Source organism: Pseudomonas schmalbachii (genome assembly GCF_017589465.1).
Lineage (GTDB): Bacteria > Pseudomonadota > Gammaproteobacteria > Pseudomonadales > Pseudomonadaceae > Pseudomonas > Pseudomonas schmalbachii.
Genome location: NZ_JAELYA010000001.1, coordinates 1 through 20758, shown reverse-complemented (window position 1 = coordinate 20758; position 20758 = coordinate 1). Strand labels below are relative to the sequence as shown.

25 protein-coding genes are annotated in these 20758 nt (G+C 53.9%); 7 read left to right on the top strand and 18 right to left on the bottom strand.

Annotated elements, in window-relative coordinates; translation table 11 throughout:
- Nucleotides 1-20: 20 nt before the first annotated feature.
- From JFY56_RS00125 to JFY56_RS00110, 4 genes are all read left to right on the top strand, one after another.
- Nucleotides 21-860, top strand: coding sequence for a hypothetical protein (locus tag JFY56_RS00125; RefSeq protein WP_208311463.1), 840 nt, complete (start codon nt 21-23; stop codon nt 858-860).
- 344 nt (nt 861-1204) lie between these two features.
- Nucleotides 1205-2653, top strand: coding sequence for a GAD-like domain-containing protein (locus JFY56_RS00120; RefSeq protein WP_208311462.1), 1449 nt, complete (start codon nt 1205-1207; stop codon nt 2651-2653).
- An 83-nt stretch (nt 2654-2736) separates the two neighbouring features.
- On the top strand, nt 2737-3099 hold the full coding sequence (locus tag JFY56_RS00115) for a DUF1801 domain-containing protein (RefSeq protein ID WP_236032372.1): 363 nt from the start codon (nt 2737-2739) through the stop codon (nt 3097-3099).
- Nucleotides 3100-3109: 10 nt separating this feature from the next.
- On the top strand, nt 3110-3427 hold the full coding sequence (locus tag JFY56_RS00110) for a DUF1566 domain-containing protein (protein ID WP_208311461.1): 318 nt from the start codon (nt 3110-3112) through the stop codon (nt 3425-3427).
- Nucleotides 3428-3652: 225 nt separating this feature from the next.
- Here JFY56_RS00110 and JFY56_RS00105 read toward each other — a convergent pair whose 3' ends face one another.
- Entirely contained in the window at nt 3653-4057 is a 405-nt protein-coding gene (locus JFY56_RS00105; RefSeq protein WP_208311460.1) for a hypothetical protein, read from the bottom strand.
- 283 nt (nt 4058-4340) lie between these two features.
- On the opposite strand from JFY56_RS00105, the gene JFY56_RS00100 reads away from it, so the two are divergent.
- From JFY56_RS00100 to JFY56_RS00090, 3 genes are all read left to right on the top strand, one after another.
- Nucleotides 4341-4847 (top strand): hypothetical protein, encoded by a 507-nt coding sequence (locus tag JFY56_RS00100; protein WP_208311459.1) that lies wholly within the window; start codon nt 4341-4343, stop codon nt 4845-4847.
- A 31-nt stretch (nt 4848-4878) separates the two neighbouring features.
- Nucleotides 4879-5568: a DUF7822 domain-containing protein gene (locus JFY56_RS00095; RefSeq protein ID WP_208311458.1), complete on the top strand. Its 690-nt coding sequence runs from the start codon at nt 4879-4881 to the stop codon at nt 5566-5568.
- Nucleotides 5569-5916: 348 nt separating this feature from the next.
- Entirely contained in the window at nt 5917-6261 is a 345-nt protein-coding gene (locus tag JFY56_RS00090; protein WP_208311457.1) for a hypothetical protein, read from the top strand.
- A gap of 578 nt (nt 6262-6839) precedes the next feature.
- On the opposite strand, the gene JFY56_RS00085 is transcribed toward JFY56_RS00090, so the two are convergent.
- The 17 genes from JFY56_RS00085 to JFY56_RS00005 form a co-directional block, all read right to left on the bottom strand.
- Entirely contained in the window at nt 6840-7346 is a 507-nt protein-coding gene (locus JFY56_RS00085; RefSeq protein ID WP_208311456.1) for a hypothetical protein, read from the bottom strand.
- Nucleotides 7347-7859: 513 nt separating this feature from the next.
- Entirely contained in the window at nt 7860-8681 is an 822-nt protein-coding gene (locus tag JFY56_RS00080; protein WP_208311455.1) for a hypothetical protein, read from the bottom strand.
- Nucleotides 8682-8859: 178 nt separating this feature from the next.
- Nucleotides 8860-9594, bottom strand: a complete 735-nt coding sequence (locus JFY56_RS00075) for an immunity 22 family protein (RefSeq protein ID WP_208311454.1) — start codon at nt 9592-9594, stop codon at nt 8860-8862.
- A 119-nt stretch (nt 9595-9713) separates the two neighbouring features.
- Nucleotides 9714-10151: a hypothetical protein gene (locus JFY56_RS00070; RefSeq protein ID WP_208311453.1), complete on the bottom strand. Its 438-nt coding sequence runs from the start codon at nt 10149-10151 to the stop codon at nt 9714-9716.
- Nucleotides 10144-10596: a hypothetical protein gene (locus tag JFY56_RS00065; protein WP_208311452.1), complete on the bottom strand. Its 453-nt coding sequence runs from the start codon at nt 10594-10596 to the stop codon at nt 10144-10146. The genes JFY56_RS00070 and JFY56_RS00065 overlap by 8 nt, the downstream gene beginning before the upstream one ends.
- Before the next feature lie 36 nt (nt 10597-10632).
- A complete protein-coding gene (locus tag JFY56_RS00060; RefSeq protein WP_208311451.1) occupies nt 10633-11418 on the bottom strand; it encodes a hypothetical protein in 786 nt (261 codons plus the stop codon).
- A gap of 75 nt (nt 11419-11493) precedes the next feature.
- On the bottom strand, nt 11494-11892 hold the full coding sequence (locus JFY56_RS00055; protein WP_208311450.1) for a hypothetical protein: 399 nt from the start codon (nt 11890-11892) through the stop codon (nt 11494-11496).
- 102 nt (nt 11893-11994) lie between these two features.
- A complete protein-coding gene (locus JFY56_RS00050; RefSeq protein WP_208311449.1) occupies nt 11995-12477 on the bottom strand; it encodes a hypothetical protein in 483 nt (160 codons plus the stop codon).
- An 8-nt stretch (nt 12478-12485) separates the two neighbouring features.
- Nucleotides 12486-13613 (bottom strand): SMI1/KNR4 family protein, encoded by a 1128-nt coding sequence (locus tag JFY56_RS00045; RefSeq protein ID WP_208311448.1) that lies wholly within the window; start codon nt 13611-13613, stop codon nt 12486-12488.
- Between the two features lie 67 nt (nt 13614-13680).
- Entirely contained in the window at nt 13681-14337 is a 657-nt protein-coding gene (locus JFY56_RS00040) for a hypothetical protein (protein ID WP_208311447.1), read from the bottom strand.
- Between the two features lie 80 nt (nt 14338-14417).
- The gene (locus JFY56_RS00035) at nt 14418-14606 is read right to left on the bottom strand and encodes a hypothetical protein (protein ID WP_208311446.1); all 189 of its coding nucleotides are present in this window, start codon (nt 14604-14606) and stop codon (nt 14418-14420) included.
- A gap of 36 nt (nt 14607-14642) precedes the next feature.
- Nucleotides 14643-14969, bottom strand: coding sequence for a DUF805 domain-containing protein (locus tag JFY56_RS00030; protein ID WP_208311445.1), 327 nt, complete (start codon nt 14967-14969; stop codon nt 14643-14645).
- Nucleotides 14970-15029: 60 nt separating this feature from the next.
- Complete coding sequence (locus tag JFY56_RS00025; protein ID WP_208312530.1) at nt 15030-15989, bottom strand: hypothetical protein; 960 nt, start codon at nt 15987-15989, stop codon at nt 15030-15032.
- Between the two features lie 57 nt (nt 15990-16046).
- Nucleotides 16047-16901, bottom strand: a complete 855-nt coding sequence (locus JFY56_RS00020; RefSeq protein ID WP_208311444.1) for an SMI1/KNR4 family protein — start codon at nt 16899-16901, stop codon at nt 16047-16049.
- 152 nt (nt 16902-17053) lie between these two features.
- On the bottom strand, nt 17054-17962 hold the full coding sequence (locus JFY56_RS00015; RefSeq protein WP_208311443.1) for a hypothetical protein: 909 nt from the start codon (nt 17960-17962) through the stop codon (nt 17054-17056).
- 188 nt (nt 17963-18150) lie between these two features.
- On the bottom strand, nt 18151-18957 hold the full coding sequence (locus JFY56_RS00010; protein WP_208311442.1) for an OmpA family protein: 807 nt from the start codon (nt 18955-18957) through the stop codon (nt 18151-18153).
- A 71-nt stretch (nt 18958-19028) separates the two neighbouring features.
- Nucleotides 19029-20758, bottom strand: a 1730-nt coding sequence (locus tag JFY56_RS00005) for a YadA family autotransporter adhesin (RefSeq protein ID WP_208311441.1), incomplete at its 5' end; no start/stop codon positions are given.

Genomic DNA, 20758 nt, shown 5'->3' with positions numbered 1-20758 from the left:
GCAGGGACAGAGAAGGCCGCATGACAAGCAACATTACCGGAACCTTGCAGACTCTCGCGGCGCTGGCGATTGCCATCTCGCTAACCGCTGCGCCGGTCAGTGCCGACGACAAGCAGATCAAGGACTTTTTCGCGGCCCAAGGCTGCGCCATCGGGCCCTCAACTATCGCGGCGGCGGTCGCCAATGACATCGAACTCTCGGCAATCGAAACCTATGCGGCAACCGTGCGCAACGATCCCAAAACAGTGAAGACCGGTGACTGGCTGGTTCTTTCGCCGGAGGCTTGCGAAATCCGGCCGCCCGTTGTGACGAGCGAAATCCGGGTGAGTGATCCTGAGGTTATCCAGAATCTGTCTGCCGCCGATGCGTACGCGAAGGATGGCGATATCGGATGTTTCCTGGACGGACCGGGCCTCATTAAGACCCTGGAGACATCTCGCGGTTGGAACAATGACAAGGCTCATCTGGAATACTTGCGATTCCTCAGCGCATCGATCGTCTCAGGAGAGTTGTCATTCTACTCGCCGGACCTGTTGTACGTACCGCCGGGCTTCATCGTGACAAGTGGAAGATGCGCCGAGACACCGCAGCTGCCCGACATTAAGCGCAGCCACGATCTACTCATTAGACATTTCGATGTACTGATCCGGGCTGACGCTGCCGGCGAGGCCATTTGCCGAGTTGGCGGTACCCCAAGCTGGAAATTCCATGAGGTTGCGGAACAGGTAATTGGCAGCAAAGCTCCCAACGCTTTTCTAGGTTTCGAGATCGGCATCATAGCCCGGGGCGCTGGATGGTATGACGGCACAACCCCCACCAACAAAGGCAGGCCGCGACCACCTTTGTGCCACTACGAATAGACGAGTAGCTGGTTCGGCTTTGCCGCACACTGATCGTGTCGTCCATTCCTACACACACTCGCCAAAACGCGTCAGAAAGCATTGCAGCGGATGAAACAAGGCCCGCTAGCCGTTTCCCCTATGTACAGTCGCTTGTGCAGGTGTCTTCCGAACAAGGCGATACCTCTTCTATGCCCAGGAACATGCAGGCTCCTCGAAGAAAAGAACAGTACAGTCCATGCCAGCTCAAGTCTGAAATCCTGCACTGGACGGGCATAACGACTCTCGTCTCTCGGGCAGATAAGTCGTTGGTTGAGACAGATGGGCTCGATCGTTTTGCGGAACTATTTGCTGGAGATATTTGTATGGCCCTTTTCCGTCGCCTCGCTCTTCACCACTTTGTTAAGACGCATCCCCCCTCGCGCCAAGTTTCGCCGGCTCCTGGCGACCTGCTCTCCGCCTACGAAGGCATTCTCCCCTCCAGCCTCATCGAACTATGGCGCCTGAAAGGGCTTGGATTCTATGGTGATCTGCAGCTCGCGCTGATCGACCCGCGGCCGTGGCAACCCGTGCTCGACCGGTGGATCATTTCGCCACCGGATGACGTGCGGCGCATCCCCATCGCGCTGACGCCATTCGGCATGCTTGTTTACTACCGCAAACTGACAGCCACGGACGAGGATGTGTCCTACGTCGATCCCGTGTCGAAAGAGACCGGTGTCCTGGCCTGGAGTCTCGACGAATTCTTCAATCAGTTTCTTTGCGAGCGAGATGCGCTTGAATCGATCATTTCGCCGGCGCTGGCACAGTCCGCACACAGGGAATGTGGACCGCTCGTGCCAGGCGAAGTCTACGAAGTCAACCAGTTGCTGTTGTCGATGCAGATGCTGCAGATCGTGAAAGTCGATGCGCTCGGCATGCATCGGCGCCTTCGCGATGCCGTCGACTCGCCCGAGCCGAAAGACGACAAACCGACAACGGTGGCGGACGCCATGCCGGTCGAACACCGCTCCATGTTCGAGGACATCGCAACAGGCCAGGGTCTCGCCGGCCTGTATCTGTCCTCCTACATCGACTGGCACCGACTGCTGGCGTTGCAACCGGACGGTCAGTACCGCCTGCTGTTCTGGCGCATCCACCACCGGACGTTCGAGCGCATCGACGTACGATCCTACAGCGGCCCCTACAAGGTCTCGCACAGTTCCGCTGGCGATGAGATTGTCGCTCTCGACATCGTCCTGCGACAGGATTCATCCGGCGGCGATGACAATGACAGCCGGCTGGTCGCAATGCATTCGGGCGGGATGACGTTTCTGCTGCGCGCTCAACAGTTGGGGGCCATTGCAACTCCGATCGGTGCCTACGACGAGATGGGGCGTAGCGAATACTACTTTCGCCGGGTGACGCTGGATGACGCCTTCCCGGAGGATCCCTGCGATGACCGTGATTTGCCGTCACCGCCATTCATGGATTTGCCAAAGGCACTGCAGGCGTTGATACATGTCGAGCCGCTTCTCACCACGATCACCCATGTCGCCGCTCCGAACCTCGATGAAGAAGATGAAGAGGAGGGAGAAGGCACCGTCATGTGCACGCTCGATCTTTGCGAGGATGACGGGTTGCGCATGAACATGCCGCTCTTTTCGCCCCAGAACACCGGGCGCCAACTCCACGGCTGGGTTTGGGAGATGGCCCCCCATGCCTGCAAGGCCGGCATCAGGTATCGGCGCGGAGCAGACGGCACTATCGAGCACGGACCTGTGGTCGGCGACGTGCTAACCACCCGTGCTCCGAATAAGGGGCCGATCCGATAAACGAGTTTCGAGCCACGGAAGAGTTCGAATGATGGCCGAGTTATGCCGAAAACACACTATCAATTACCAACCCGACTTTCGACATGACCCAAAAATCCGTTCAAATGCTGCTTGAAGACATCCGCCATGTAAATGAGCAGAATTATGAAATCGTGGAATCCATACGCGCCTTGGTGCGGAAGACTTTTGAAAAGTTATCGGAAGAAGTCAAGTACGGGGGCATTTTGTTTACTTCAGGAATTCAATTTTGCGGGGTATTTTCCTACAAAGAATACGTAACCGTTGAATTCGGAAGCGGAGCAAAAATCACTGGCCCTCTCGGTTTTCTCAAGGGATCGGGAAAGGGGCGCAGACACATCAAGTTGAGGTCTGTGGCTCAAATCAAGGAGAAAAATTTGGCTGTGTATCTGTCGCTTGCTTTGCGAGCTGCGGAACAGGAGGATTGACGAACGAGATGTGGAGGGCGCCAAGAGCTACCGCGGCGGCGCTGCGAACACCGCCGCAATGGCCGAGGCCGGAAGCCTCATCGCCAAGAAAACGCTGGAGATTGGCGAAGGGGTGTTCATTCCATCGGCCCTGGAACTGATGACGTTGTACTCTGACAAGCAGGCCGGCGAGATCAGCGGACTCAACGATCTCTGGTACTGGTCGAGTTCACAGTGCTCCGCCTACTACGCCTTCCTCGTGCACTTCACCGACGGCTGGACGAACAACCTCGGCAAGAGCCTTGACTTCCAAGTCCGCCCCGTCCGCAAGATTCCCATCCTTCATTGATCCATTCCTTCATTGCGGCCATGGAGAAGACATTAACTAAGGCTATGTTGCAAAGGGCTAAACAGCGATGCAGATTGACATCCTCCCCGGCCTTCAGGCCAGGGAGGATGTCAACATACCCAGCGCATCCAGAGTCCCATGTTCAAGAACTGAGCTTGATGTGCAGCAAGTCGGATAATGAGCTGTTATTACCGTAGGTTCACTCTGCTTGAACCCAGACCATGGTTACTGCTCCTTGTAGGCACACAGCTGCTGCTCAGCCTGCAGCAGCGCAAACAAGACCGGCTCGGAGCGCACTAGGTCCTGGTATCTTTGCTGCTCTGCCTGCAACTCATCCATCAGTTGCTTGATTCGCTGTTGGGTGGCCTCCACCACATCCCGGCTTTCTTCGACGGCAAAAACCTCCCACGGACGGCTATCACCTTCGCGGACTGATTGCAGGAGCAGGCGGGCAGACCGAATCCGCGAATCCTGATCCTGCAGAGCCTGGCGGAACCGCTCGCGTACAGCTGGCGGGCGTCGTTCCGCCAAGTGGCTCAGGGCCAAAGTGCGCAGCGGCAGGGACAAGTCGGCCAGCGACGCCTTTAGTTCCTGCAGGTCACGGGTCAAGGGTTTGAGGATGTCTTCCATGATGCTCTCCGTATAAGAAATGTCCTCAGATCATACCCTGCACCGCCCGACCGCCAACAACCCCCAAGTGGATAGCCAGGTACCCACTAGGGTGCCAGCAATGAATGTTCAACTTCTGCTATTTCACAGATGGGAGGCATGACGGTATGTCATAAGAGAAGGCTATGTCTGAGTTAACTAAAGGGGACGGAGTAATTTATTTCACTGGAGAAACACCGACTCCTCACATGCCTTTCGCAAGAGAAATAGCGAGAAATCAACCGAACAGCATAAGGGACACCACATGACCGACAAGATAATCCCGGCAGCCATCGCTGCAGCCGACCTTCCAGCCGTCGGCCAGCCCTTGGCAGACGGCATATTCGTCACCCGCTACTGGCTGAACGGTGTTGAGTACGCCTTGGTCGAGCTTGGCGCCGAACAAGAGTTCGAAGGAGAGTGGAGCGCGCGCGACCAGAGTGTTGAAGGTGCCAAGAGCTACAGCGACGGCCTTGCGAACACTGTTGCCATGGCAGAAGCCGGAAGCCTGATCGCCAGGAAAGCGCTGGAGATTGGCGAAAGCGTATTCATCCCGGCCGCTCTGGAGCTGAACCTGTTGTTCGCCGCCAACGACGCTGGAGAGATAAACAGCTTCGAGGATCCGCACCTTAATTGCTGGTACTGGTCAAGTTCGAAGTTGTCCGCCGACCTCGCACTCCGCGCGGACGTCTACCTCAACCTCCTTGAGCCCTATAACAGGGACTGGGAGTTTCTCGTCCGCCCGGTACGCAGGATTCCCATCCTTCCGTAATCCATTCCTTTGTTGCCATCACGGAGAAGACATGGCGAACCGTTCTTATCTTTACTCCCTGAGCAACCAGCCGGAGAGCTACCAGGACCGTCCCGAAACCATTACCGGCCTTTCGGAGTGGCCCTACAATGTCCCGCTGGTCTATTACCTGCTGTTGTCCGGCAACCCCAGGCTGTGCGCGTCGCTCATCTCCGACGGCTTCGAGGACGAAGCCCCCGACAACAAGACACGGCTGTACGCCATTACCGGGGATTTCGCCACGGGTTACGCCCGGCTGGAGCGTTTCGCCAAGGTGCTGAGGCGCGCTGCTCCCGCCGAGTCGACGCAATTGCGCGAGTCGATCACCGAGGCCCTGGGCTTTCTGGCAAGCCACCGGGAACGTTATTTCCTGCTTGAGACGATAGAACTGGACTTGATGAACACTAGTAGCGAAACCGCCTTGCGGGCGGTGGCGGAAGAGCACCTGGCAGCGGCGCGGGCTGCCGGCGCGGCGGTCGATGCCCTGTCCTGCTTTGACTTCCTGGCCGCCCGGCAACTGCGCAGCGCCGTGCAATCCGGCGACGACAGGCTGGCCCCTTTCAAGGGCCTGAGCCTTGCCGACGATTTCGACCATGTCGGTGTGGAGCGCGTGATGGGAATGGGCTACTGGGACACCGTTCTCTACTTCTCGCTGTGGAATCGCGAGGAATTCGAAGCCCAGCAGGCGTTGGCTGGTGACTGAAAATAAATCACTCCGTCCCTTTTAGTTTGTAGTTGGTCACTCTGTTCGCCCTGCCAAACCTGTAGACGCCCCCGCGACATTTGCTGACGAATGCAGCAGAGGTGCTCCTGTAACACATAGAAACCCGCGCAAATAACCGGCTTGGGGGACGGGTCAACCGGCTGAGACAGAGCTGAAAGCCCCTTGAACTCGCTTTGGCCATATTGGTGCGGGCTTGCCCGGAGACCCTCTAAGATTCTTCTGCAAAATAAAAGGCAAATTCCTACCGGGCGCGCTGAATCTGGCGACAGTTTAAATTCTGAGTTCACTCTAGCATCACAGTCTCTCGTCTGACTGGAGTGACAGAACATGAAGAAATTGCTTATTTCGCTTCTGGTGATAAGCATGGGCGCCCCGATGCTTGCCTCTGCAAATGCCGGATGCCCGCCGCTACTTGGTGGGGCTTCGAGCAACCAGGAAAATGTTGAAAGCAAGGATGGAGCAGCAACACCGCTGCCACCGGGCGAATGTTCAACCCTGCGTCTCTCAACTCCGTTGTATGGAAATATCAACGTCGGGACTGCGCTAGGAACCGGTGCCGCGCTGATCGCAATTGGCCTTGCAGTATCCAACAACGGCGACGGTGGCCACGGTACTCCAGGCACTACCGGAACCACCGGGACTACCGGAACTACCGGTACCGCAGGTCGTTGACCATAGACGGCAGGCCATAGGCCGGTATGGCGCTGGCGACTCTGTTTTTCGCAGTAGAGATTATGCGGCGCCTATATCGGCCTTGGCCTTGGGTCTCGATGCGGACCCTTGGCGAGTAACCCTCCCCCTCCTTCATGCCGGGAAGGGATAGGCAGGTTGAGGTATGGCATCTTGATCGAATCAGAGATTTCCGCACAGGTAGCCAACGATCGAGTTCAGCCTCGGACTCAACGCCTGGCGTTCACGCTCGGATATGTTCGGGCGCTTGCCGATGCAAACAGCGGGTCGTCCTTCATGGAGCACCTGGCTGGCATGTACGACCATGACGGGTGCCTCGAAGTTTGCTGGAGTTCCGTGCCTTCGTCCTTTGAAATGTCCCTGTTCGCGGCCGCGTGGGCAACCGCCTCTGGTGCCGGGGACGCGTGCTCGGTGGAAGTCAATCACCTGACCAGGGCGCAACGAATTTGCCCGCCTGGATGCCGAGGCTGCGAAATCAAGAGAGTTGCACAAGTACCGTCACCTGAACATCGAAGGCAGTAGTGCACAGCAGAGAGAGTGGCGAATAACAAAAGGGGGCTTCATTTCTTACATACTGGATACCTTGACTGAGCTTGCCCAAGCTCGACCGCATCAGCAGTCCGAGTCCGCAGCAGCTCGAACGGCCCAGATGTAGTCAATATGAAATACCCCGATCGGGTCGAGAAGGGATCGCGGTTCCCGTCAAACCTGAAGGCACGTGCCGGCGCATGGCCCAATATCCAACCATCGCGATTCTGCTCAAACAATACTGCCTCAATACCATTGCCATCATCAGGGAAAAAGATCATCCGGAGTTCCTCGCTCGTTAGCGGGCGAAGCAGCCCCGTTTTCACCCATGCCACTGGTTTCATCCATGCACTTGGTAAAAGCGTCGGCGTGTAGGCAACAAGGCCATCGTCTTCTATCGCGACCTTGATCTGCAGGGGGCTGATGCAGCCTGCATCCTGATCGACGAAGTAGTAGTAACCATGGAAATCGGCCTGGGCTTCCGACGCATACGTCCTCCCCATCATCGCGCCCGGCGCGATATGCAATGCCAAAGCCACGGCCCCCACGAACAAACCTAGACGGCCAGTACGCCGCGACAGAAGGGGCGAGATTGGCCCAATGGATCCGCTAGTGCACATTGAGCCACCCCTGCGCTGCGAACATTTCCAGTACGAAATCACTGATCGACTCCCAGCATGGTAAGGCAGTTTGCGTGCGACTTTCCGCGCGTAATCCGTCAATTTGAATCTGCTGTTCACACCCCTCCCTTTGGGCTACCTAACACCTGCATTAAGTCGAACCGCGAAGCAGTTCCGGTCTGAATGAATTTTTAATTCCTGTAGAACTGGTAGGCGTTGCAGCATGATCAAAAACATTGGCCTCTAGCTCTAGCCGGCCATCTTCTACGGATAGAACGCCATTAGGCTCAGCAACGCTGAGAGAGTGGGTCTCAAGGGCTGCTTTAGTTGGTCAGTAATGTGGTTGAGCCTCAGTAGATCCGCAAAGCAGGAATATGCGACGAATATTCAGGCATCAGGTCGGTAATTGACCGAAAGAATTACTATGCCCCTTTAGTTTTCGACATTTAATTGTTCCGAGATATCGCGCCAGACAAAATCCTGTGGTTTCGACATACCACGGGCAAAAGCGCGCAAAACAACCTTGACATTATCATTCGAAAGCCGTTCGTTGGCTTTTACCAAGAAATGCACCCCGTTCCCGAGGATTAAGATGTTTGCTTCAGCATCATGATCCGGGAGCCCCGCAACCCAGTGCCGAAAATTGCCGTTCGAATACTCTCGCCACTCCACAGTACAAGCGCCCTTCCCTCCACCTGCTTGCACGTAACCGTTGTCTTTTTCCAAGAGAAGAAAGCCTGGCCCACCGGCAGGCTGAAGCCAGTCGACGGCAGCTTCAATCAAGGCAACCGATGGCGATTTGAAGGCCTGCTGCCCTTCAAGGCTCAACATCAGATCTGGAATCGCCATTATATCCGGAATGTACTCTGCTGGTGGAAACCAGATCTCGCCATCATTGGCGCTAACATTGAAAAAGCCAACCCCATGCTTCACAGCCAATGCGCGAACGGCCGCATATGCACTTGCCGCCTCTGACCATCGGAAGTTGGCGTAGATCACCGACCTGCCTATGGAGTAGCCGGTTACGCGGGGGTTGTACTCGCCGTCTGCACATTCGTAAGCATCGGGACCACTCATATTAGGAAAGTACCGGCGTATTGCAACGTACCATTCCAATAGGTTTGCTGTTGTTACAGATGGGTCATCATAGGAATGCCCCTCGGACCATTCTGTTTGTGATTGGTACCAATCAAGAAACGCATTTTTCTCTCGCGGCACATCTTTCGGCTCGAAAACCATCAAGTCATAGCTCATGGCGTAGCACCTCTATCCAAATACAATGCAGCTGAAAAAATAACCCCGCCGGCCACTCCCCATACTCAGGAAACAGAAAATATTTAACTATCCGTATAAGATATTTCCAGAACCAAATGACCCAGGTCGCCAGCTGCTTCGCCTTCCCGATATATATACGAAAGACATCTAAGCGTCTTCAGAAGAAGGTGAATTCGATCTTTCTCACATAGAGCAAGTTTATTCCTGGTCGATCAATTTGACATGGCTTATCCAGTTCCCAATTCCTTGGTCGAACCGGGGAGCCACCCAGCATGATGAAACAGTTGGGCTCTTTCAGCCCCATTTCTCTGGCGCGACGTTCAAGTTCCTCGGCCCACTCCTCGACCCAAGAGTATTCTTCGAATCGCTCAAGCAAATTCGAACCCTTGGTTTCCCATCCTGCCTCCAGGAAGTCGTGGTCATACCAGCGCTCGTTCTGAGTCCGTCCAAACTCCGATAGGTAGGCCTGATCCCTCTCTTCATCCGTCAACGCCCAGTAATGGGCTTCGGATAAAAGAGCTGCCAAGCGTAGATCGCTATCGCAATGCCCAATCCAGAAATGTGAGACATAGTGCTGCTCCCTCAGGACGTAAAGTGTCGACAGTTCGGCACTGGCATCAATCGCGAAGCGTTGTGTGAAGTTCATACTGTCAGCCAACTGCAATGTAGTGGCAAGGCCGGCACACAATTCAAAACCGATATCCACATTGATATCCAGGATATGACCTTTGAGCCGATATTTGCCGGGAGGAAGCTCATCAGAGATTTCAAAAGTCTCCCGAAGCGACACCGGTCCCCGACAGTCATAGCCAGGCAACATTACATAGAACTTCAGATTCGGAGCGAAAAGAGAAAATCGTGGTGCCTTGAAGACGAGTTGGGTTCGAGTCATGCCTACTTCTCACTTCAGAAAGACAAGAGCCTCCAAAAACCAATGGGCTCAGAGTTACTTATTCCGCCGGGAACTCGAACACGGAATCAGCGTATTTCGCCAGAAACGGGAATAGACTATCAGTCAACCAGCTTGCGATTGCGCAGCAACTGAAGATATTGGGCATCTTCTTCAAAGATCTCCTCACCTTCGAGCATATAGGCCCGCAGCAAATAATCGACGCCGGCATTCTCATCGCCAAGATCAACTAACGTCTGGCCCAACCGGAGAAGAACGAAGGGATTGACATGTCCATCGGGACAGTTCAAGGCATCCAAGAGACAAGCTTTGGCCTCTTCCAATTGGCCTTCCACCCGATAAGCCTCTCCAAGTGAGGCATTGAGCCACAGACATGCCTCCCAGTTGTCTTTCGGGGATGGAAGCAACGCAAGTGCCTCGCACCAAACATTCACAGCACTCAATGCATCACCTGAATCGAGAAACAGATTCCCCTGCACTGACAAATCGATCACACGCTCATAAATGTTGTCCGGCAACTCTTCAGGGTATTCAACCATCGCGGCGCGCCTGCTCTTTCAAGAAGAATTTCAGATATTTAATCTGATCCTCAGCAAATCCATTTCGCCCATATATCTCATGTATCCTGGCAAACACATAATATGCTCGATCAAGATCGCCAAGCCCATACATTGCCTCACCTTCGAGCATCAAGACATAGTGATCCTCATGATTTGGATCATCGTACATTTGCGCAGTGATCTCGACCCATTTTTTGGTGCTCTCAATATCACCAAGCATGGCGTAACTCTGGAGAAAGTGCGCCGACATGCTTTGAGGGTAGTAATCCCATTTGGCTTTTGGCTCAGGGATCAGACTCCACCCCACCATGCCTTCCTCAATGGCTTTCTCGATATTGCCTGCCTGATATAATTTTCCGGATGCAGTCAGCGCTTCATCAATCTTCAGACACACATCGACAGGTAATTCTGGCTTTCGGCTCATAGTAAGTTGCCGCTCCAATTTTATATGGCGCTCAAGTCATAATTTATCCGGCCGACATGCAGACAACCAAAGTTCAAGCGGTAACTCCCTGTCTTCCTGATGAAGCAGAACTCCGAAGCGGCAGCCTTTGTAGCTGAATAAAGTGAGTTCATCGGCCATGCTCTCACACTCAGCAAGTGAAAACTCTTCAAACTCCCATGCAGAAACGTTCTCTACCAAAGGCGCCCCACAAATTCCTTTCAGGAGAGACACTACCTTTTCATATTCATCCTTGAATTCCTTGCAAGTACGCTCCCAAAGCGTTTCACCCTCGCCGCTGCTGTCGAACTCCTCCTCATCCCCTGCAAAGAAGGTTCCTGAGTATTTCAGAACCTTATGGCCTTCCGCCCTATGTGATCCGATAAACTTATTCATGAATCGCCTTAGTTCCTCAACCAATGGCGGCTTGACTGGGAGCTTGGATGGCCGGCAAGCAGAGAGACGAATCTCAAGTGGCTGACCTTCCCCTTCCTGATAAAGCAAGACCCCGAAACGACAGCCTTCGTAATTAAACAACGTCAGCATACTTGCGAGCTTTTCATTCTCAGAAAGCGTAAATTCCGGAAAATTACAACCAAAAATATCTCTCGCAATAGGTGCGCCACAGATTTTTCTAAGGGCAGCCTTTATTTCTTGATAGCGCCGCATGAATTCTGAAAATATGGATTCTTCCTCTGCCTCGGCAAAATAAGATTTTGACTTGGCCAAAAAAGTAAAAGTATCAGATTCGTTTGATCTGATGAAATTATCCAAAATTAATCTCAGCTCTCCGTCTTGAGACACGAAAGAACTCCATTCTTCAGATTCAATCTAACCAGACACCACTTTATAGTAGGTGGCTAATCTGGCACGTATACATCAAAATAAATTTGGCCTAAGCGTTGCTATCATTTCATCCAGGTTGGATGGTGTAATTTTCCACCTGCCACTATCTTCAAATTCAAATTGCACATTAACCCTTCGAGTCTTCTTGTTGAACTGGAAAAGTATTTTCTTGAACCCAACTTCATATTCAGCTTTCAAGGCTTCACGATAGGCGATAACGGAATCTTCTATATCCCGAACCTTAGGAGTAGCCGCGTACCAATCACCATTATCATCATAGGCATACCCATAGCACCCAGAACATTCATCCGGATCAGCGACTGTTACAACCAGTGAGAATTCACTCCACCCCCCTGTAATATCCTCAAGAAAATATTCAGACCCCAAAACACTTCTTACGATATCACCCATGTAAACCGTATAATCCGACATATGGCCTAACCTTTAAAAAAATTACGGAAGACCTCAAAATACGAATCTGTAATCCGTACGACTTTAGTGATAATCAATTGCAAAGCCTAAACTCCACATTGATCAATCTTCTCCAAACCAATCCACATTCACTCTTTTGTATCGCCCGTCATCTTTCACCCCTATGACGACATCATACATATAAGCTTTAGGGCATTGTGCGCCGAGAATGGATGAGATCTCATCCAAAATAGTTTCGCATCCCATAACGTCCATATAGGATCGATATTGGCTGAGCAACTCTGGCGCGGACATGGCAGAACAATATGAAACCCCGAAGGCAGGCCACCGCTCGCCATCTCTGCCCTTATAACGTTGTGTCACCGGGCCACACGGGTCATACGCGGGAAAGCCATTCAACACGTCGGGCATTCCAAATGCCCTCCAACTTCCGCGTTCGACACCATCCCCCCACCTATCGCCCCAGGCGATCAGGCCAGCAATGGCTATTGCCGTGGCAACAATGAATATAAGTAAGTATCTAATCACCTTGATTGTGATTTCCATAATGAGAACCCATATATCCCTCAGTGGTTTGATGCTCATATTCACCCTTACTCGTACGCATCACGACGTAAATCACCGAAGAACTGATTGAAATTACGCGCGCGGTACAGTGGCTCCAACTCGCGGTCAAATGTTTGAAAGAGGACGACTTCAGGTTCCTGGTTTGGACCATTTCTCCGGTAGTCGAGGCAGAGCATCCAATCAAGACCATGACTACAGAGGACCACCAGCCACTCGCAATGCGCATGCATTCGATAGAAGCTACGGGGGTATTCATTATCGTCGAAGCCAGATGCTACTTCTGCAAGTGTCTCCAGATACTTCGTGCCATAGAGACACCTGTCGATAATGGCAGACTCCCAACTATGCCGGTGTCTGGAAGGTTTGCGGAATAAGGGAACCAGTTTGAAATCCGTATAACCACCATCCTGATGGCGATACAATTTTTTCAACAAGGCTGGCAACTGCACGCCCAAACGGTTTTCAGTGGCGCTAATCAATTCTTCTGACGCAGGCGCGTCAGAGGCGCCGCTCCAGAACCCTGCCCCAGTGAAGAAATTCTCTATGCTGGCCGCTTCCGGCTCCCAATTTATTGCATTCCAAGGCATATCCGGGTCGGGATCGGGACCATGGTGACTCTCCAGCGCCGAGTTCCAGTATTGGGCATCAACCAGTTCCGCGAGAAACCCTTTGACGTCGTCAAACACGCGTAGACGCCTGCGCTGATCCGTCAAGACGATCCGAGGCGTTACGGCGTGCTTCGAATCGGAATAGTCCAGGCATAAGGTTGTAGTTCCTTCGTCCATCGCAATTGCGATAAGGCGACTGTCATCCGCGGCTATTGTGGAGAAGGCATCATCTTTGTAATCCTCGAGCAGGCGCAGTTCCGCGAACGAAAAGATCTCCCCGATAGAGAACAGACGCCCACGTGGTATCAGCCAGTCCGCTTTGAGCCAGTTTTCCGGCTCCTGCAGCGAAGCACCTCGCGCCATGCGCACAGCGCCGCCGTCATAGCGCGAATAAAGTTGGCGCAGCCAATCTGGCAAGACGATTTGTAGACGGAACTCCAATGCCATGATGGCTTCGATTGTGGCGGGCGAACGACCAACGTTAAGCTCTTCATCCCAGAGAGTGTCCAGGCTGGGAGACTTTCCATAAATAAGCCACTGACACATAAAAATGCCACCTCAGTAAGGAACTACTGTCATCTATATTCTGACCGCGTGCGCCCGCCAAATTTAGCTATTCGGCCATTGGTAGAAACATCGCGCGAATCCAACGGTAATGGTAATCGTCCGACTCGTTCCGCATTCGTTTCCAGTGCGAGAAACGCAGCGCTTCGTCAGATAAGCCACGTGTTTTCATTATTTCACGCGCCATGGTTTCCACGTATTCGTCATTCTGGATTTCATCGTCACCGACCTGCCAGAAACAGACTTCCTGATTGGTGAACTCTATCGGGAACTCCATGCTGAATGGCATCGAGTCTCCATATTGCTCATCCCAGTTTGCGTCCGCCAAACCGCTCCAATGCAACGAAAAAGCATTGGCTTGCCGCCGCCCCAGATGTAATTCCGTTCTTGGCAACTCCAAGTGCGCGCACAGATAGAGAAATGGCGCGTCGTCTTCATCATCGTCAGTCTCAAGATCAAAGCTGAGGCGGACTCCCTCCAGCTTTCGCCAATCATCGATATTTATTGGCAGAGACCAGTAAAAGCGTGGACTCAGTGTCTGAGATATTTGGTCATCACCAAATAACTTCCCCTCGCCCTTCACCTCCAGGTACCAACTGTTGGCGCAGCCTGCGCCATCATATTCAGCAGCACCATCGAGATAACCTGTGAGTTCGGCGTAATCAATGGAAAATTCAAGATCTTTCAATCGGAGAATTCTAGTCATTTGCAAGTACCTTGAGATATATAAAAACCCTGACACATGAAAACCTCAAGCAATAATCTGCCGCACAAAATTAAAACCTATTAATCCTTGTATTTCTGTATTTTTTCCAATTCACGCGTCAACTCCCGAATGACTTCCGTGTTTTCACGCGCAACCTCTATGCTTTCCTCGACAAGGCTTGAATATTTCTTAGTCATAAAATAATTCGAGACAATGTAAAGTAAAATAAATAGCCCCAATGGCGCCCATGCAAAAATCGATTCCGTCATGTACCCTCCTCCAACTCTGAACAGTCAAAAACAAGTTCACGAAACTTCAACAACCTTACTTGGCAAGAAGGCTGCAAAGACAAGCAGGATGACACTCACTCCTGGGATAAGTAGCAACAAGGCTATCCAGGGAGACCGGCCACTGTCGCGCATACGCTTGATGAATAATATGACGCATCCCCAGCCTATGAAGACCAAAGGGAGCACTCGAACAGCACCGAGGCCGTGTTCAAGGAGGAATACCTGGATATCTGTCGCAATGAAGAAAACAAAGAACGTCGTGTACAGAACGCCTAGTGCAAGAGCGTAAGGTAAGCGCCCCACCCTACCATTCGGATTTACAAACAAGCCAACGATATTCATAATGAAGACTCCTCAAATCAGATGCCACCAACAAAACAACATGCAATCTTTTATCAACTATCAGCATGCCCAATCAAAGCGCATATTCTGAAAATCTAGCTGAGCGATACCACGGCCAAAGTTGTAGCCTCCAAATGTTTCATTGAATTCGATATAGTACGGTCCGAAACCATCAGGAATACCCTTCTCCGGATACATGGTTCCCCCAATGTGATCTGGCTTGTGATCTTTAGCCCAGCCATGCACACGATAGTGTTCGACATCTATGATGTCGTCCTGCCAATAGAATGGCTGCAAATAAGAATCCGCACCCGGTACCGAGTCGCCGTAGTATTCTCGCGGCACTTTTCCAACATTTGGATCCTTGACGCGGGGTGTCCAACGAATGGATCGGTTGAACGCCAGATCCCCTTCCGCTTCAGTTAACTGGCCCAAACTTGAATAGGGGTTGGCCCTTGAGTAGGCCCAGGCAGCTCCTTCACTGAGCCATGCAGGCTCGGGTACGCAGCTCTGTTTCTGATACGGATTGCAGTATGGTCGTGGAGGTCTGCAGAACGGCCCGTCGAACTCCGCTTGCGTCAACAGGATGATTGCATAGGGGTCATCCGGCCAGGCGCGGTCGGTCAGGCGGAATAGTCGCGGATGTTCGGTACGGGCGCCCCCCTCAAAGCCAAGGGGATCTGGACCGGCAGAGGGACGCTTCTGCTCCCTGGCAGTGCAAATGGCATGGAGCTCAGAATGGTCCGGAGCAACGCTGAAAAAGCTCAAGGCAACCATGTCTGGCCCATGGCAACGATAGTCCTCTGGCAACAACACGGTGAACCCATGCATCAACGGATAACCATTGTTCGGGTTCAGCGGCCATTGCTCATGTGAGATACCAGGCGGCAGGCCGAAACACCAACCATGCCCGCGGCATCCATCTTCATGCACAGATTGGTCAAGAACATCGATGTCGTATGCCCGAAGCGGGGTGAGAGTTGCTTCTGAGCTTGTTCTTGTGAAGTCTGGTTCTATCATCGTGTTGACTCCTGAACTCTTGACCAAATCAAGCGATATCGGAGAGAAGTCAATGAGTCATGACATTCCGAGCCAATCTCGCCAGACACGCACGGCCTCGCAACTATCGTCAAGTCGGTGACTGAATGGCTGGGCAGCATCCGGATGTTCCAGCAGGTAACGCTGCTCCCGGTCGCCAGGTTCTTTGGTTGATCCGGCAAAGACCGGCTCGATTTCGTTGAAGCCGGGAAAACCCAAGCGGCTTTGAATAAGCATGAAGTCCATCAGTTCGTGCTCGATGAACCCGCCGAGATCGACCCCGTCATGTTGAAGCCAGAGCAGACGGCCTTTTTCGTCTTCCGAATCGATTGCAAAGACGTTGCCGCCACCGTCCTGGCCCAGCGGGAAACCGCGCTCCCACCATTGCGCCAGAAGCAGGTAATGTTGCTGCAAATAGTCATCGGGACATATATCCCGGTAGTAGGTCACGCAGTCCCGAAAGCTCTCGCTCCTGGCGCGCGTATTGGCCAGTTCGCTAACCGTGTCATGCAAGGAAAATCTCATCTGGCCACCTATCACCGCCGGCTGGGGGATCGGTGGGCTCCAGTCGAAGACTCTCAACTCATGTTGAAGAAGAGGCGGAGGGAGAGTGTCGAACTCAATTATCGTCACCCCTTCGGGCGTATATGTTTCACGCCCAGGCATGAGCCAGAAAATGTCGATGGCAGCCGAGAATGTGCCGTAGAACCGACGTAGTGTCGGCGGTAGCGTTTCACCGATCGACTCCTCCACCGCACGAATCTGTGCTTCGCTTGCTGGTGGGGAAATATTCAAGCGGATCGATTCGGTTGCACCCCACTTGCCGGTAAGCCGCCGCTTGCGGGCCGCGAAACGGAACACTTCGATATTTCGGCGAATTTCAGCTGCCAACATTGATGTGTCCCTTTTGCCGAAGCTGGAAAAAGTCCGGGCCGCTCTGGCTCAGTAAAAGGAGCAAAGAGAATGATGCGGGTCAGGCGCCCCGCATCAGATTCAACAACCTGGTCATGATCGCCCTATAGCCTTGGGAGGTATGACCATAGGTATCACTTCTTCTTTGGAGCCAGGAGTTTGTTTACAGAACTGGGGAAATAGGCAACCTTCAGAGGGTATTCCTGTCCCAGAAGTTTGCCTTGCCCGTACCAGGTAATTCCGTTCTGCCGCAGGACCAAACCCTCACTGGTGTATTCGAACAAGTTCCCTGTCGAACTGGTGAAGGCAAAGCGTTGACCATCAAGCTGTACCAACGCGTAGTTCGTACCGGCTGGTGGCAATTGGGCTTTGATGCGTTCCAGGTAGACAGGGGCAAGGCGCGCAAATAGCTCCACCGCCTGCTTGTGATATTCCGAAACCGTGAGCCCGGGACGGCGTTGCAGCTCCGCTGCGATCAGTGCGAAAACCTCGGCATTTACGCGAGCTTCGGCCAATTTGATTGGCAACAGTTGGCCCAGACGAGCGTTATCGATCTGCAGGGTGGGCTCAGCCGGTTTGCTGGCGGAAGTGTTATTGCTTTGGCCGTTGGTACCACTTGCGGGAACGACACTTTGCAGAAACTCCCCAGCGTCCACCGTGGTGAGCACTGTGGTAGCCAGATGTGCAGCGCATGCAGTGGCCTGGGATGCCTTATCGCCATTCACCAGAAGCGAGAGCGCGTCCCCCTGCTTCGGCACTTTTGTCACATCGACGTTCCGTTGCGACAGGAAGGCGTTCACCTGTTCCTGTTTGAGTTCGCCACTAGCCAAGCCGCATACCTGTTCCATGAGCAGAGGGTTGCGTTGGCCATTGAAAGTGGGGGTTAGCGAAAACACTGCATCCTGAATAATGGGTAATGCAGGAGTGCTCAGCCAGTTAGGTTGAGAGGGGGCGCTGCTGGCATCCGATGACTGGTTGCCATTGCAACCGGTCAAGGTCAGCAGTCCGAGGAGAACAGCAGCAAATAGAGGCTTGGTATTCATCTTAAGGTACCTACGAAATTATCAGGCAATTGCCCACACAAACGACCCAAGCCAACGTAAAGCCGGGCTTCCTCCATGTGTGTAAGCGAATCATGTTCAAGAATTGGCTGGACCGGACTCTGATCCAGTTCAATCAGTCGGTGGTTATCAGCATGAGAGGCGGTGGCAAGCCACCGCCTTCTTGAGAGTTAGTTGACAAGAATGTGAATACTGGTGCGACGATTCGGTGCCAGACACTCGATTACCGCAGGGGATTTCTTGCCGGGGCACTCAACCAGCGGTTCTGTCGACCCACGGCCGTCGACGCTGATCAATGATGCCGGCACACCCTGCTGGATCAGGTACGACCGCACTGCGTAGGCCCGCTTCCACGAGAGTTCCAGGTTGTGCGAATGGTCTCCAAAACGGTCGGTGTGGCCGACGATACCGACTACCGGTACCGGATCCGTTTGATTCAGCTCATGAGCCAGACGACTCAGCTCCGCCCTTCCCTTTGGCCGCAGTTCCGCGCTGTCGAAGCTAAAGGTGGCATCGGCGGAGAGAGAGATTTCCTTGAGTTTCGGTTCTGCCGCCTTTGGCGCTACCACCGGTTCGGGCTCCGCGCAGTTCTCCGGATTGAAGAAGAACGAACGGGCTATCATCTCGGCATCGAACAGAACCTTGTACTGGCACACCTTATCCGGCTGACCATTGCCCTGGCGGAACTTCAGCACGTAGTCCCATTCGTGCACACCTGCCAAGCCTTCCGAGTAGTGCGGCGGGCCGATAAGTTCGAAGATTTGACGCTTGGTCATACCCTCGCGAATCTTGCCCAGGTTTTCCAGGTTCACATAAGTGCCATCGGGGCGGCCCGCGTCTTCGATGGGCAGGAATACCGGGTTATCCGTCTTGCCCTCGCTATCGACGTTGCTCACCGTGGTACCGCAAGCAGCCAGCATTGCCATGGCGCAACCGGCCAACATGCTCTGGCCAATGGTGCGTGTGATCTTCAACATGATTGCCTCGAAATATTCCAGATCGGTTGGAAGGCCCGGCTTGCGCCGGGCCTTTGCTCAGGAGTGAAGGGTTACCACTGGTAGCCGACACCCACCGACACACCGAAGTCGCCCTGGGTCGTGGTGCTGCCCTGCAGCTTGGTTACCCACTTGCCGTTGTCGGAGATGCGCGATACGCCAACCGAAACAGCGCCCTGACCACGGTAGGTACCAAGGCCTGCGGCCGCCATGCTCGCACCCGGTGTATAGGGTTGCGGCAGACTGGCCATCGCCATGGCTCCAGCGATACCGGCGCTCAAGGTGTCGTCCTGCTCAGCCAAGTCGCGCTTCAGCGAGTTGTAACGCTGATCCGTGTAGTTGTTGGCGATGTTGGTGACGTCACCCATGCTCTTGTTGAGCTGTGCGACGTTCACCGCATCGGTATCTTCCTTACCAGCCATCACGTTGGTGATCTGGCGCTCCGCTCCGGCAGAACCTACCGAAACGGTGTTCGCACGATCAGCCACCGAGTTGGCACCAAGGGCAACCGAGTCCTTCGCCTTGGCGTTGGAGCCATTACCCATTGCCACCGAGTTTTCACCCGCAGCATTGGCCTTGGTACCGATCGCCATGCTGTTTTTGCCACTTGCGGTAGATCCAGCACCACCCGCAACTGCATCCGTGCCAGTAGCTCTCGGCTTCGGCTGCTTGCTGGTGTTGTTCACCTGGAACATACCGTCGGTGCCATTCTGGATATTGGTGACATCTCCTCCGATGTTGGTAACGCTGCCTTTCAGTCCATTGAGCTGAGCAACGTTCACCGCATCGGTGTCTTTCTCACCAGCCTTCACGTTGGTGATCTGGCGCTCCTTGCCTGCGCTGCCTACCGACACGCTATTTTCGCGGTCAGCTACCGAGTCGGCACCCAGAGCAACAGCGTTCTTGGCCGTAGCCTTCGCACCGCTGCCAATGGCCGTGCTCTTCTCCTTGGTCGCTTGGGCGCCATCACCCATTGCCACCGAGCTTGCACCCTCAGCCTTCGCCGCCTGACCCATGGCCGAAGAGCCCGTGCCGGTAGCCTCGGCGCCATTGCCCATGGCGACGGAGCCATTACCACTGGCCTTGGCATTCGGGCCTACTGCAATGGAGTCCTCACCACTGGCAACCGAGTCAGCCTTGGTCGACTTGACATGGAAGTACTTGGTGCCGTTGTCGAAGACATTGGTGATATTGGAACTCAGCGTATCGATCGCCTGGTTCGTAGCGAACAACTGCGAGCCGTTCACCGCATCGGTGCTGTCCGCGCTCAGGCGGCCGGCGGCGACGTTGGTGATGGTGCGTTTGAGCTCGCCATTACCGACACTGACGGTCGCTACCGGCTCCCCACCGGCAAATGCGTACTCCTTGCCGGCAATGGTCGTGCCCGTGGTCGCCACCGCCACGTCGGTGGTGGAGAGCGCACCCAGCGCCACATCGGCCTCGTTGTTAGCCTTCGCCCCGGCGCCGAGCGCCAGGCTGCCGGCACCGATGGAACGGGCCGCATAACCCACCGCCGTGCTGGCCTGGCCCGTCGCGAAGGCGTCGCTTTGCGGCATCCCTGTGTCGTTGGTCCGCGCATAGCGGATGCCACGACCGTACTGCTCGATGTAGGTGGTACTGGTGTCGCCAGCGAAGTTGTTGATGGTGTCGCCCAGGTTCGTGACGTTTTCATTCGTCTCGTTGAGCTGCGACATGTTCACCGCATCGCTGTCGTCCTCACCACGGGCCACGTTGGTGATCTTCGTGCCGCCGGTCTTGGTGACGCTGTTATAGGTGTCGCCAC